This is a genomic window from Hydrogenophaga electricum (genome assembly GCF_030160815.1).
In the GTDB taxonomy this organism is placed as follows: Bacteria; Pseudomonadota; Gammaproteobacteria; order Burkholderiales; family Burkholderiaceae_C; genus Hydrogenophaga; species Hydrogenophaga electricum.
In genome coordinates this window covers 1-13,268 of record NZ_BSPB01000031.1, presented here as the reverse complement: position 1 = coordinate 13,268, position 13,268 = coordinate 1, and the positions used below count along the sequence as shown (strand labels likewise).

10 protein-coding genes and 1 tRNA gene are annotated in these 13,268 nt (G+C 62.6%); all 11 read right to left on the bottom strand.

Going from position 1 to position 13,268, the window contains the following annotated elements:
• Positions 1–20: 20 nt before the first annotated feature.
• Entirely contained in the window at positions 21–614 is a 594-nt protein-coding gene (locus tag QQK43_RS15935) for a LemA family protein (RefSeq protein WP_284308520.1), read from the bottom strand.
• A 161-nt stretch (positions 615–775) separates the two neighbouring features.
• Complete coding sequence (gene rpoC / locus QQK43_RS15930; RefSeq protein WP_284308518.1) at positions 776–4,996, bottom strand: DNA-directed RNA polymerase subunit beta'; 4,221 nt, start codon at positions 4,994–4,996, stop codon at positions 776–778.
• A gap of 102 nt (positions 4,997–5,098) precedes the next feature.
• Positions 5,099–9,223, bottom strand: a complete 4,125-nt coding sequence (gene rpoB, locus QQK43_RS15925; protein WP_234267475.1) for a DNA-directed RNA polymerase subunit beta — start codon at positions 9,221–9,223, stop codon at positions 5,099–5,101.
• 262 nt (positions 9,224–9,485) lie between these two features.
• A complete protein-coding gene (gene rplL / locus QQK43_RS15920) occupies positions 9,486–9,866 on the bottom strand; it encodes a 50S ribosomal protein L7/L12 (protein ID WP_234267476.1) in 381 nt (126 codons plus the stop codon).
• A 43-nt stretch (positions 9,867–9,909) separates the two neighbouring features.
• On the bottom strand, positions 9,910–10,437 hold the full coding sequence (gene rplJ, locus QQK43_RS15915; protein WP_234267477.1) for a 50S ribosomal protein L10: 528 nt from the start codon (positions 10,435–10,437) through the stop codon (positions 9,910–9,912).
• Between the two features lie 247 nt (positions 10,438–10,684).
• Positions 10,685–11,380, bottom strand: coding sequence for a 50S ribosomal protein L1 (gene rplA, locus QQK43_RS15910; RefSeq protein ID WP_234267478.1), 696 nt, complete (start codon positions 11,378–11,380; stop codon positions 10,685–10,687).
• 1 nt (position 11,381) lies between these two features.
• The gene (rplK, locus tag QQK43_RS15905; RefSeq protein ID WP_066160539.1) at positions 11,382–11,813 is read right to left on the bottom strand and encodes a 50S ribosomal protein L11; all 432 of its coding nucleotides are present in this window, start codon (positions 11,811–11,813) and stop codon (positions 11,382–11,384) included.
• A gap of 113 nt (positions 11,814–11,926) precedes the next feature.
• On the bottom strand, positions 11,927–12,496 hold the full coding sequence (gene nusG / locus QQK43_RS15900) for a transcription termination/antitermination protein NusG (protein WP_234267479.1): 570 nt from the start codon (positions 12,494–12,496) through the stop codon (positions 11,927–11,929).
• Positions 12,496–12,879 (bottom strand): preprotein translocase subunit SecE, encoded by a 384-nt coding sequence (gene secE, locus QQK43_RS15895; protein ID WP_234267480.1) that lies wholly within the window; start codon positions 12,877–12,879, stop codon positions 12,496–12,498. The genes nusG and secE overlap by 1 nt, the downstream gene beginning before the upstream one ends.
• 157 nt (positions 12,880–13,036) lie before the next feature.
• Positions 13,037–13,112, bottom strand: a tRNA-Trp gene (locus QQK43_RS15890).
• A 31-nt stretch (positions 13,113–13,143) separates the two neighbouring features.
• The coding region (locus QQK43_RS15885; RefSeq protein WP_479723912.1) for an EF-Tu C-terminal domain-related protein at positions 13,144–13,268 on the bottom strand (125 nt) is incomplete at its 5' end.

The window sequence follows — 13,268 nt, the reverse complement described above, 5'->3', positions numbered from 1 at the left end:
GATGGTCCCGCCGTCACCCTTTACAGCGCCACCTTCACCGGCTCCCGCTCGACCTCGTCGCGCGTCGACGCCAGCATCGCCTGGGCCGAAAAGCCGAACAGCCGCGCGATGATCAGCGCCGGGAACTGCGTCGCCGCATCGTTGAATTCGAGCACGTGGTCGTTGTAGGCCTGGCGCGCGAAACCAATGCGGTTTTCGGTGCTCGCCAATTCTTCGCTCAATTCGCGCAGCGTCTGATCGGCCTTGAGCTCGGGATAGGCCTCGGCCACGGCAAACAGCCGGCCCAACGCACCGCCCAGCGCCTGCTCGGCGCCCGCCAGAGCGGCCAGCGCCCCGGCATTCAGCGGCCGGCTCGCGGCGGTCTTCTCGGCCCCTTGCGCCTGCTGGCGCGCCGCGATCACCGCTTCCAGCGTCTGCGCCTCGTGCGCCAGGTACTTCCGGGCCACGTCCACAAGATTGGGAATCAGGTCGTAACGCCGCTTGAGCTGCACGTCGATCTGGCCAAACGCATTCGTGATCGCATTGCGCAGCCGCACCAGGCGGTTGTAGGCCCCCACCCCCCAGAACAGGGCCATCAGGCCCAGGGCCAACAAGATCCAGATCGTGATGTTCATCGCTCGCGTCTCCAGACGGCCGACCTGACGGACGTCCAAACCAATATACCGCAGGCCTCTGGCCCGTCTCTGCCATGCGCCCAGCAAAAAAGCCCCCGCCCGGGACGGGCGGGGGCTTCCAGCCAGCGGACCGCAAGGCCCGCCGGCAGTGCTGGACGGCCTTACTCCGCCGCGCTGCCCGGGACTTCGCTGGTGTCGCCTTGGGTGTCGGCGGCCAGGGCCAGGGCATCGGCTTCGGCAATCGCCCGACGCTCTTCGTCGTCCATCTTTTCCTTGACGCGGCGGGCATCGTGGTACGCCATGCCGGTGCCGGCCGGAATCAGGCGGCCGACGATGACGTTTTCCTTCAAGCCACGCAGTTCGTCCTTCTTGCCCATGATCGCGGCTTCGGTGAGCACGCGGGTCGTTTCCTGGAAGGAAGCGGCCGAGATGAACGAGTCGGTCGACAGCGAGGCCTTCGTGATGCCCAGCAGCACGTTGCTGTAGGTGGCAGGAATCTTGTTGTCGCCACGCAGCGCGTCGTTGGTGTTGAGGATCTCCGAGCGCTCGACCTGTTCGCCGGCGATGTAGGACGAATCGCCCGGGTTTTCGACCACGACGCGGCGCAGCATCTGGCGAACGATCACCTCGATGTGCTTGTCGTTGATCTTCACACCCTGGAGGCGGTAGACGTCCTGCACCTCATCGACGATGTAGCGTGCCAGCTCTTCCATGCCCAGCAGGCGCAGGATGTCCTGCGGATCGGCCGGGCCGTCGACGATGCTTTCGCCCTTGTTGACCACCTGGCCTTCGTGCACCAGGATGTTCTTTTCCTTCGGGATGAGCTCGTCCCAGACCTTGCCTTCGGGATCGGTGATCTGCAGACGCACCTTGCCCTTGGTTTCCTTGCCGAAGGACACGGTACCGGTCATCTCGGCCAGCATGCCCTTGTCCTTGGGGGAACGGGCTTCGAACAGCTCGGCCACACGCGGCAGACCGCCGGTGATGTCGCGGGTCTTCTGGCCTTCGACCGGAATCCGCGCCAGCACTTCGCCGGGGCCCACTTCCTGGCCGTCGCGCACCTGGATCAGGGCGCCGACCTGGAAGCCGATGGTCACCGAGTGGTCGGTACCGGGGATCTTGACCTCGTTGCCCTGGGCATCGATCAGCTTGACCTGCGGACGCACCACCTTGGCGGCACCGCGGCGCTTGGGATCGATCACCACCAGCGTGGACAGACCGGTCACGTCGTCGACCTGCTTGGCCACCGTCAGACCTTCTTCCACGTTCTCGAACTTCACCGTACCGGCGAATTCCGTGATGATGGGTCGGGTCAGCGGGTCCCAGTTGGCCAGGATGGTGCCGGCCTTGATCGACTGGTCAGGCTTGATCGTCAGCGTCGCGCCGTAAGGCACCTTGTGACGCTCGCGCTCGCGGCCATGTTCGTCCTGGATGATGATTTCACCCGAGCGCGAGATCACCACCAGGTCGCCCTTGGTGTTGCTCACGTAGCGCATCGTGCTGTTGAAACCGATGATGCCGTTGGACTTGGCTTCCACGCTGGAGGCCACGGCGGCGCGCGAAGCCGCACCCCCGATGTGGAAGGTCCGCATGGTCAGCTGCGTGCCGGGCTCGCCGATCGACTGGGCAGCGATCACACCAACGGCCTCGCCGATGTTGACCTGACCACCACGACCCAGATCACGGCCATAGCACTTGGCGCAGATACCAAAACGGGTTTCGCAGGTCAGCGCCGTGCGCACCTTGACTTCGTCCACCCCAGCGGCTTCCAACTCGTCGAGCATGTCCTCGTCGAGCAGCACGCCGCCGCCCAGGATGGGCTGACGGGTTTCCGGGTGGATCACTTCCTCGGCCGTGGTCCGGCCCAGGATGCGGTCGCGCAGCGATTCAATGACTTCACCACCTTCGACGATGGCGCGCATCAGGGTGCCGTTGGTCGTGCCGCAGTCGTCGTGCGTGACGACCAGATCCTGCGTCACGTCGACCAGACGACGGGTCAGGTAACCCGAGTTGGCCGTCTTCAGCGCCGTGTCCGCCAGGCCCTTCCGGGCCCCGTGGGTGGAGATGAAGTACTGCAACACGTTCAGACCTTCACGGAAGTTCGCCGTGATGGGGGTCTCGATGATGGAGCCGTCCGGCTTGGCCATCAGGCCCCGCATGCCGGCGAGCTGACGGATCTGGGCGGCAGAACCCCGCGCGCCCGAGTCGGCCATCATGTAGATGGAGTTGAAGGACTCCTGGTCGACTTCCTTGCCGTTGCGGTCGATGGTCTTTTCCTTCTTCAGGTGTTCCATCATGACCTTGGAGATCTCGTCACCGGCCTTGCCCCAGATGTCCACCACCTTGTTGTAGCGCTCGCCAGCGGTCACCAGACCGGAAGCGTACTGCTGGGCGATTTCCTTCACCTCGCTCTCGGCGCGCTCGATGATCTGGTGCTTCTCGGCCGGCACCAGCATGTCGTCCACGCAGATCGAGATGCCGGCACGCGTCGCCAGGCGGAAACCGTTCTGCAGCAGCTTGTCGGCGAAGACCACGGTCTCCTTCAGGCCGCACTTGCGGAACGAGGCGTTGATCAGCTTCGAGATTTCCTTCTTCTTCAGCGCCTTGTTGAGCACTTCGAAAGGCAGGCCCTTGGGCAGGATTTCGGACAGCAGCGCACGGCCGACGGTCGTGTCCACCAGCGAGGTGCTGGGCACGAATTCACCGGTGACCTTGTCCTTGGTCCACTGCGTCAGGCGCACGGCGATCTTGGCGGTGATCTCGACCACGCCGTTGTCCAGCGCGCGCTGGACTTCGGCCACGTCCGCGAAGATCATGCCTTCGCCCTTGCCGTTGGTCTTCTCGCGGGTCGTGTAGTACAGACCCAGCACCACGTCTTGCGACGGCACGATCGACGGTTCACCGTTGGCCGGGAACAGCACGTTGTTGGAGGCCAGCATCAGGGTGCGGGCTTCCAGTTGCGCTTCCACCGACAGCGGCACGTGAACGGCCATCTGGTCACCGTCGAAGTCGGCGTTGAAGGCCGCGCAGACGAGCGGGTGCAGCTGGATGGCCTTGCCTTCGATCAGGATCGGCTCAAAAGCCTGGATACCCAGACGGTGCAGCGTGGGCGCGCGGTTCAGCAAAACCGGGTGCTCCTTGATGACCTCTTCCAGGATGTCCCACACCACCGGCGTGCCGGCTTCCACTTCCTTCTTCGCGGCCTTGATGGTAGTCGCGATGCCCATGGCTTCCAGGCGCGAGAAGATGAAGGGCTTGAACAACTCCAGCGCCATCAGCTTGGGCAGACCGCACTGGTGCAGCTTCAGGGTCGGGCCCACGGTGATCACCGAACGGCCAGAGTAGTCGACGCGCTTGCCCAGCAGGTTCTGGCGGAAGCGACCGCTCTTGCCCTTGATCATGTCGGCCAGCGACTTCAGCGCACGCTTGTTGGCGCCCGTCATGGCCTTGCCACGGCGGCCGTTGTCCAGCAGCGAGTCCACGGCTTCCTGCAGCATCCGCTTTTCGTTGCGGGCGATGATTTCAGGGGCCTTGAGTTCGAGCAGGCGCTTGAGACGGCTGTTGCGGTTGATGACACGGCGGTACAGGTCGTTCAGGTCCGACGTGGCGAAGCGGCCACCGTCCAGCGGCACCAGCGGACGCAGATCCGGCGGCAGCACCGGCAGCACTTCCATGATCATCCACTCGGGCTTGATGCCGGACTTCTTGAACGCCTCCAGCACCTTCAGGCGCTTGGCGTTCTTCTTGACCTTGAGCTCGGAGCCGGTCAGGTCGTTGCGCAGCTTCTCGATCTCGATGTCGAGGTCGATGCTCTCCAGCAGGTCCTTGATGCCTTCGGCGCCCATCTTCGCGATGAATTCGTCGCCGTATTCCTTGCGCTTGGCGTCGTAGTCGTCCTCGCTCATGATGCCGAACTTCTTCAGCGGGGTCATGCCGGGGTCGGTCACCACGTAGGCTTCGAAGTACAGCACGCGTTCGATGTCGCGCAGCGTCATGTCCAGGATCAGACCCAGACGCGAGGGCAGCGACTTCAGGAACCAGATGTGGGCGCAAGGCGCGGCCAGATCGATGTGGCCCATGCGCTCACGGCGCACCTTGGTCTGCGTGACTTCAACGCCGCACTTTTCGCAGATGACACCGCGGTGCTTCAGGCGCTTGTACTTGCCGCACAGGCACTCGTAGTCCTTGATGGGGCCGAAGATCTTGGCGCAGAACAGACCGTCGCGCTCGGGCTTGAACGTGCGGTAGTTGATGGTTTCGGGCTTCTTGACTTCACCGAAAGACCACGAGCGGATTTTTTCCGGCGAAGCCAGACCGATGCGGATGGCATCGAAATGTTCGTCGGGCGTGAACTGCTTGAACAGGTCGAGCAAGGATTTCATAGTGAACTTCCTTAATTTCTTGAGACAGCGTTAGGAAAGAAGTGACTTGCCGAAAACACCCGCAGCCGGCCGAGCCGGGCCGCGGGCGGTATCAGCCGGGGGTCAGTTCCTCTCCAGTTCGATGTCGATGCCCAGCGAGCGGATTTCCTTGACCAGCACGTTGAACGACTCGGGCATGCCCGCATCGATCGCGTGTTCGCCCTTGACGATGGATTCGTACACCTTGGTACGGCCCTGCACGTCGTCGGACTTGACGGTGAGCATTTCCTGCAGGATGTAGGAAGCGCCGTAGGCTTCCAGCGCCCACACTTCCATTTCCCCGAAACGCTGACCACCGAACTGCGCCTTGCCGCCCAGCGGCTGCTGGGTGACGAGCGAGTACGGACCGGTCGAGCGGGCGTGCATCTTGTCGTCCACCAAGTGGTGCAGCTTCAGGTAGTGCATGTAGCCCACCGTGGTCGTGCGCTCGAAGGCTTCACCGGTGCGGCCGTCGTACAGCTGGGCCTGGGTGCGCGTCGCGGTCAGGCCCTTGGCCTTGGCGATGTCGTCCGGGTAGGCCAGCTTCAGCATGTCCATGATTTCCTGCTCGGACGCGCCATCGAACACCGGCGATGCGAACGGCACGCCGTGGGTCAGTTCCTTGGCCATGGCCATCAGCTCTTCGTCGCCCAGGTCGGCCAGGCTTTCCTGGCGCCCCATGCTGTTGTAGATCTGCTCCAGGAAACCGCGCACCTCGGATGCGGCCGCTTCACGCTGCAGCATGTCGCCGATGCGCTGGCCCAGGCCCTTGCCGGCCCAACCCAGGTGGACTTCCAGCACCTGACCGATGTTCATCCGCGAAGGCACGCCCAGCGGGTTCAGCACGATGTCGACCGGCGTGCCGTCGGCCAGGTGGGGCATGTCTTCCACCGGGGTGATCTTGGAAACCACGCCCTTGTTGCCGTGGCGGCCGGCCATCTTGTCACCAGGCTGCAGGCGGCGCTTGACGGCCAGGTAGACCTTGACCATCTTGAGCACGCCAGCGGGCAGTTCGTCGCCCTGGGTGAGCTTCTTGCGCTTTTCTTCAAAAGCCAGGTCGAAACTGTGGCGCGTCTGCTCCATGGAGTTCTTGATGGACTCCAGCTGCGTGGCGACGTCGTCTTCCGCCGGGCGGATGTCGAACCAGTGGTACTTCTCGACATCGTCCAGATAGGCCTTGTCGATCTTGGTGCCCTTGGCCAGCTTCTTCGGGCCGCCGTTGGCGATCCGGCCGGTCAGCAGCTTCTCGATCCGGTCGAAGGCGTCGGCCTCGACGATGCGCAACTGGTCGTTCAGGTCCAGGCGGAAGCGCTTGAGTTCGTCGTCGATGATCTGCTGGGCGCGCTTGTCGCGCGTGATGCCTTCACGGGTGAAGACCTGCACGTCGATCACGGTGCCCGAGGAGCCCTGGTCCACACGCAGCGAGGTGTCCTTCACGTCGGACGCCTTCTCGCCGAAGATCGCGCGCAGCAGCTTTTCTTCAGGCGTGAGGGTGGTCTCGCCCTTGGGCGTGACCTTGCCGACCAGCACGTCGCCAGGCAGCACTTCGGCGCCCACGTAGATGATGCCGGAGTCGTCCAGGCGGTTGAGCTGCTGTTCGGCCAGGTTCGGGATATCTCGGGTGATTTCTTCCGCGCCCAGCTTGGTGTCGCGGGCCATCACCACCAGTTCCTCGATGTGGATCGAGGTGTAGCGGTCGTCGGCCACCACGCGTTCGGAGATCAGGATCGAGTCTTCGAAGTTGTAGCCGTTCCAGGGCATGAAGGCGATCAGCATGTTCTGGCCGATCGAGATTTCACCCAGATCGGTCGACGCACCATCGGCGATCACGGCACCCTTGTGGATCAGCTCGCCCTTCTTGACGATGGGACGCTGGTGGATGTTGGTGTTCTGGTTGGAGCGCTGATACTTGATCAGGTTGTAGATGTCCACGCCCACTTCACCGGCCACGGCTTCGTCGTCGTTCACCCGGATCACGATGCGGGTCGCGTCCACATAATCGACCACGCCACCCCGGTTGGCGGTGACCACGGTGCCCGAGTCGATCGCGGCCACGCGCTCGATGCCGGTACCGACCAGTGGCTTTTCCGGACGCAGCGTCGGCACAGCCTGGCGCGACATGTTGGCGCCCATCAGTGCGCGGTTCGCGTCGTCGTGCTCCAGGAAGGGCACCAGCGAAGCGGCCACCGACACGATCTGGGCCGGCGACACGTCCATGTACTGGATGGTTTCCGGGGCCGTGAGGATGGATTCGCCCTTTTCACGGGCAGACACCAACTCGCCGGTCAGGCGACCGTCGGCGTCCAGTGCCGCGTTCGCCTGCGCGATCACGTACTTGCTCTCTTCGATGGCCGACAGGTAGTCGATTTCGTTGGTCACCTTGCTGTCCACGACCCGGCGGTACGGCGTTTCGATGAAACCGTACTCGTTCAGGCGGGCGTACAGGGCCAGCGAGTTGATCAGACCGATGTTCGGGCCTTCCGGCGTTTCGATCGGGCAGACGCGGCCGTAGTGGGTGACGTGCACGTCACGCACTTCGAAGCCGGCGCGCTCGCGGGTCAGACCGCCCGGGCCCAGGGCCGAGACGCGGCGCTTGTGCGTGATCTCGGCCAGCGGGTTGGTCTGGTCCATGAACTGCGACAGCTGCGACGCACCGAAGAACTCCTTGAGCGCCGCAGAAATCGGCTTGGAGTTGATCAGGTCGTGCGGCATGAGCGGCTCTTGCTCGGCCTGACCCAGACGCTCCTTCACAGCCTTCTCGATCCGGGCCAGGCCGGTGCGGTACTGGTTTTCGGCCAGTTCGCCCACGCAGCGCACGCGGCGGTTGCCCAGGTGATCGATGTCGTCGACTTCACCACGGCCGTTGCGCAGATCCACCAGGATCTTGACCACGGCCAGGATGTCTTCGTTGGACAGCACCATCGGACCGGTCGCTTCGTCGCGGCCCACACGGGCGTTGAACTTCATGCGGCCGACGCGCGACAGGTCGTACGTGTCCGGGTTGTAGAACAGGCGGTGGAACAGGGCCTGCACCGCGTCTTCGGTCGGCGGCTCGCCAGGGCGCATCATGCGGTAGATGGCCACACGCGCCGCAAACTCGTCGGCGGTTTCATCGATCCGCAGGGTCTGGCTGATGTAGCCACCCTGATCGAGTTCGTTGGTGTAAATGCAAGGCAGATCCTGCACACCGGCCGAACGCAGTTTCTTGAGCAAGGTTTCGGTCAGTTCGTCGTTCGCCTTGGCGATGATTTCACCCGTATCGGGATCGACGATGTTCTTGGCCACCACACGGCCAATGAGGAAGTCCTCCGGCACGGTGATGTGGGTCGTGCCGGACTGTTCGAGCTCACGCGTGTGGCGCACGGTGATGCGCTTGTCCTTGGCCACCACCACCTTGCCCGACTTGTCGGTGATGTCGAAACGCGCCACTTCACCACGCAGGCGTTCGGACACGAAGGCCATCTGCGCACCACTGTCCATCAGGCGGAAGTGGTCGTTGACGAAGAAGTTGGCCAAGATCGCTTCCGGCGTCAGACCGATGGCCTTGAGCAGGATCGTGACCGGCATCTTGCGGCGGCGGTCGACACGGAAGAACAGCACGTCCTTCGGATCGAATTCGAAGTCCAGCCAGGAACCGCGGTAGGGGATGATGCGGGCAGAGAACAGCAGCTTGCCCGAGCTGTGCGTCTTGCCCTTGTCGTGTTCGAAGAAGACGCCGGGCGAGCGGTGCAGCTGCGACACGATCACGCGTTCGGTGCCGTTGATGATGAAGGAGCCCTTGTCGGTCATCAGGGGCACTTCGCCCATGTAGACTTCTTGCTCCTTCACTTCCTTGACCACCTTGGACTGCGCGGTCGACGACTCGCGGTCATAGATGATCAGCTGCACGCGGGCGCGCACGGCCGAAGCGAAGGTCAGACCACGGGTCTGGCACTCGCGCACGTCGAACGCCGGCTTGGCCAGGTTGTATTCGACGAACTTCATTTCCACGAAGCCGTTGTGCGAAACGATCGGGAAAGCCGAGTCGAACGCGGCCTGAAGGCCTTCGTTGGTGCGCTTCTTGGGGGGGGTTTCCGCCTGCAGGAACGCGGTGTAAGCGTCCTTCTGCATTTGCAAAAGGTAAGGAATCGCGAGCACATTTTCGCGACTGCCAAAGCTCTTGCGGAGGCGCTTGCGTTCGGTGTACGAGTATCGGGATGCGGATGCCATGAGATCTCCGGGCTTGAGGTCTGCGGCGACTGTCTTGCCGGCTTGGCCGGCAGACTTGGCGGCAGGCCACTACCTGCCGATGGCGGACGGCCCGCGCGTTGCACGCGGGCCCGAACCAAGTGGTCTTCTGCAGTCGGGATCAGAAAACACTCAAAAATCGCTTCAGTGATGTCCACCGGAAGGAGCGATTTTTGGGTGCGCTCTGAAAGCGCCAAAGGCTGGAGGCCCCAGCAGGGCGCTCCAGCCTTGGAAAGGAACCGAATTACTTGAGTTCGGCCTTGGCGCCGGCTTCCACCAGCTTCTTGACAGCGGCTTCGGCGTCGGCCTTGGGCAGCGCTTCCTTGACGGTCTTGGGAGCGCCGTCGACCAGGTCCTTGGCTTCCTTCAGACCCAGACCGGTGATTTCGCGCACGGCCTTGATCACGGACACCTTGTTGGCGCCGGCTTCGGTCAGCACGACGTTGAACTCGGTCTTCTCTTCAGCAGCGGCAGCGCCACCGCCAGCAGCGCCACCAGCGGCCGGAGCGGCCATGGCGGCAGCGGACACGCCGAACTTCTCTTCAATGGCCTTGACCAGGTCATTGAGTTCCATGACGGACATGCTGTCCAGAGCCGTCAGAAATGCGTCTTTATCGAATGCCATTTTGATTTCCTAACAATTGGTTAAAACGAACTCGCCACGCCGATCAGGCGGCAGCGGCTTCGGCTGCCGGTTGTTCGGCAGCGCCTTCGCCCTTCTTGGCCGCCAGGGCACCCAGCACCACGGCGGTGCGGGAGATAGGCGACATCAGCAAGCCACACAGCTGAGCCAGCAGCACTTCCTTGGTGGGAATGCTGGCCAGTTGCTTCACGCCGTCCTGATCCAGGACCTTGCCCCCGTAGACACCACCGCGAATCACCAACTTGTCGTTGGTCTTCGCGAAATCGGCCACCACCTTGGCGGCGGCCACAGCGTCTTCGGAGAAGCCATAGATCAGCGGACCGGTCATCTGGTCGCCAGCCACTTCGAACGAACTGCCAGCCACAGCGCGGCGGGCCAGGGTGTTCTTCAGAACACTCAGGCTGACACCGCTGCTGCGTGCCTTCACGCGCAGTTGATCCATGGCAGCGACCGTGATGCCGCGGTATTCCGCCATCACGAGCGTTTGAGCTTTAGCGGCGAGGCTGGTCACTTCATTGATGACCGCTTCTTTCTCACTGCGATTCAGACTCAAGGTCTACTCCTTCAATATGCTTCGGGCTGGCGCCCTCCACACGCTTCATTGCAGCGACCAACTGTTTCGGAACGGATTCCATCTGCAGCGGGATCGCCATCTGCGCTGGCTTTCTCGATTAAGCCCGGGAGCGGGAAGCCCCTGGGCACCAGCGGTCTTGGATGGCCCCAGATGGCAGTCTTTCAACCGCCATCTGGGCCCACCACACCCGGGCACGCCTTGCGGAGCGCCCGAATTCTTTCAACGATTACGCCGCGATGGACTGGGTGTCCACACGGACGCCCACACCCATGGTCGACGAAACCGCCACCTTGCGCAGGTACACACCCTTGCTGGTCGCCGGCTTGGCCTTGTTCAGCGCATCGACGAGTGCCGACAGGTTGCCCTGCAGCTTGTCGGCGTCGAACGAGCGGCGGCCGATCGTGCCATGGATGATCCCGGCCTTGTCGACGCGGAACTGCACCTGACCGGCCTTCGCGTTCTTCACGGCCGTCGCGACGTCGGGCGTCACGGTACCGACCTTCGGGTTCGGCATCAGGCCGCGCGGGCCCAGGATCTGACCCAGGGTACCCACGATGCGCATCGCGTCGGGCGAGGCGATCACGATGTCGAAGTCCATCTTGCCAGCCTTGATGTCGGCAGCCAGGTCGTCGAAACCGACCACATCCGCGCCAGCGGCCTTGGCTTCTTCAGCCTTGGCACCCTGAGCGAACACCGCCACGCGCTTGGTCTTGCCGGTGCCATTGGGCAGCACCACGGCGCCACGCACCACCTGGTCAGACTTCTTGGCGTCCACGCCGAGCTGAATGGCCACATCGATGGACTCGTCGAACTTGGCGTTGGCGAATTCCTTCACCAGCGCCAGCGCATCGGCCAGCGGGTAGAGCTTGGTGGTTTCGATCTTGCCTTGCTGGGCTTTTTGCTTCTTGGTCAGCTTGGCCATGTCACACACCCTCCACGATCACACCCATCGAACGGGCAGAGCCGGCGATGGTCTTGACGGCTGCATCGATGTCGGCAGCGGTCATGTCCTTCATCTTGGTCTTGGCGATTTCTTCCAGCTGAGCGCGGGTGATCTTGCCGACCTTCTGCTTGTTGGGCACCGGAGAACCCTTGTCCAGCTTGATGGCCTTCTTGATGAGGGTCGTCGCCGGGGGGGTCTTGATGATGAACGTGAAGCTCTTGTCCGCAAAAGCGGTGATCACCACCGGCAGCGGCAGACCGGGCTCGACGCCCTGGGTCTGGGCGTTGAACGCCTTGCAGAACTCCATGATGTTCAGGCCGCGCTGACCCAGCGCCGGACCGATCGGGGGAGAGGGATTGGCCTTACCAGCTGGCACTTGCAGCTTGATGAAGCCGACGATTTTCTTCGCCATATTTCAGCTCCTGCGAGTCCAAACGGCCGCAGTGCATGCAGCCTCCTCGCGATGGGGGGTCCGGATGAAAACGGAGAAACAGGCGCCGGACCGAACCACCTGCTTCTGAAAACTCAGGCTTTTTCGACCTGACTGAATTCCAGCTCCACGGGCGTCGCGCGACCGAAAATGGTCACCGACACGCGCAGCTTGCTCTTTTCGTAGTTGACCTCGTCCACCGTGCCATTGAAGTCGGTGAAAGGGCCTTCCTTGACGCGCACGTATTCGCCCACGACAAATTCCACTTTGTGACGCGGCTTGTCGGTGCCTTCCTGCATCTGGTCGACGATCTTCTGAACATCCTCTTCAGAAATCGGCACGGGCCGGTTGCGCGCACCGCCCACAAAGCCCGTGACCTTGTTGGTGTGCTTCACCAAATGCCAGGTGTCGTCATCCATCACCATTTCCACGAGCACATACCCGGGGAAAAACTTGCGTTCGGTGGTGCGCTTCTGGCCATTCTTGACCTCGACCACCTCCTCGGTCGGCACCAGGATGCGACCAAACTTGTCCTGCATGCCGGCGCGGTTGATGCGCTCGACGATATTGCGCTCAGCGGCCTTTTCCATACCCGAATAGGCATGCACCACATACCAGCGCATGCCTTCGGTCGGCACGCCCAAAGACGTTTTTTGGTCGCTCATTACTTCCTCCAGCCGAGAATCAGGTCGTAGAACGCCCACTCGACCGTCTTGTCCGTGAGCCACAGGAACAGCGCCATGACCACCACGAACACAAACACGTAAGCCGTCATCTGGATGGTTTCCTTGCGGGCAGGCCAGACCACTTTTTTGGTCTCGCGCCACGCATCGCGAAAAAAGGCCACCAGCTGGCGCCCGGACTCCGACACGACAAACATCCCCACCGCCGCGGCAACCGCCACCAGCAGAACGCCCCACTGTGCAAGCGCACCTTTTCCCGACAACAGGTAGAACGCCACAAAACCAGCCAGCAGCAAGGCCACCGAGCCAGCCAGCTTGGCCTTGTCGGCTCCGGTGTTGACGGTTTGAACTTCGGAAGTGGCCATGAGGATCCAGACGATTCAGTACGGAAGGCGTGCCTTACAGCGAGCAGGAACGCGCCCAGCTTCAGACACGCAAGCCCACCAGAGGTCTTGACGACTTCGGCGGGCTTGTGAACACAGAACGAGGCAAAAAATCAGACTTTGCCGGCTGACTGTCCTGTGGCAGGGGCAGAGGGAATCGAACCCCCAACCTTCGGTTTTGGAGACCGACGCTCTGCCAATTGAGCTATACCCCTACTTGGCTTTCAACCCTGACGAGCAGGAAAATCAGGCAATGATCTTGGCCACGACGCCGGCGCCGACGGTACGGCCGCCTTCACGGATGGCGAAGCGCAGACCTTCTTCCATGGCGATGGGGGCGATCAGCTTGACGGTGATCGACACGTTGTCGC

Bases quoted from the DNA above. Each gene is read 5' to 3' on its own strand.
- QQK43_RS15935 (WP_284308520.1), bottom strand. From the start codon at position 614: ATGAACATCACGATCTGGATCTTGTTGGCCCTGGGCCTGATGGCCCTG.
- rpoC (WP_284308518.1), bottom strand. From the start codon at position 4,996: ATGAAATCCTTGCTCGACCTGTTCAAGCAGTTCACGCCCGACGAACAT.
- rpoB (WP_234267475.1), bottom strand. From the start codon at position 9,223: ATGGCATCCGCATCCCGATACTCGTACACCGAACGCAAGCGCCTCCGC.
- rplL (WP_234267476.1), bottom strand. From the start codon at position 9,866: ATGGCATTCGATAAAGACGCATTTCTGACGGCTCTGGACAGCATGTCC.
- rplA (WP_234267478.1), bottom strand. From the start codon at position 11,380: ATGGCCAAGCTGACCAAGAAGCAAAAAGCCCAGCAAGGCAAGATCGAA.
- rplK (WP_066160539.1), bottom strand. From the start codon at position 11,813: ATGGCGAAGAAAATCGTCGGCTTCATCAAGCTGCAAGTGCCAGCTGGT.
- nusG (WP_234267479.1), bottom strand. From the start codon at position 12,496: ATGAGCGACCAAAAAACGTCTTTGGGCGTGCCGACCGAAGGCATGCGC.
- secE (WP_234267480.1), bottom strand. From the start codon at position 12,879: ATGGCCACTTCCGAAGTTCAAACCGTCAACACCGGAGCCGACAAGGCC.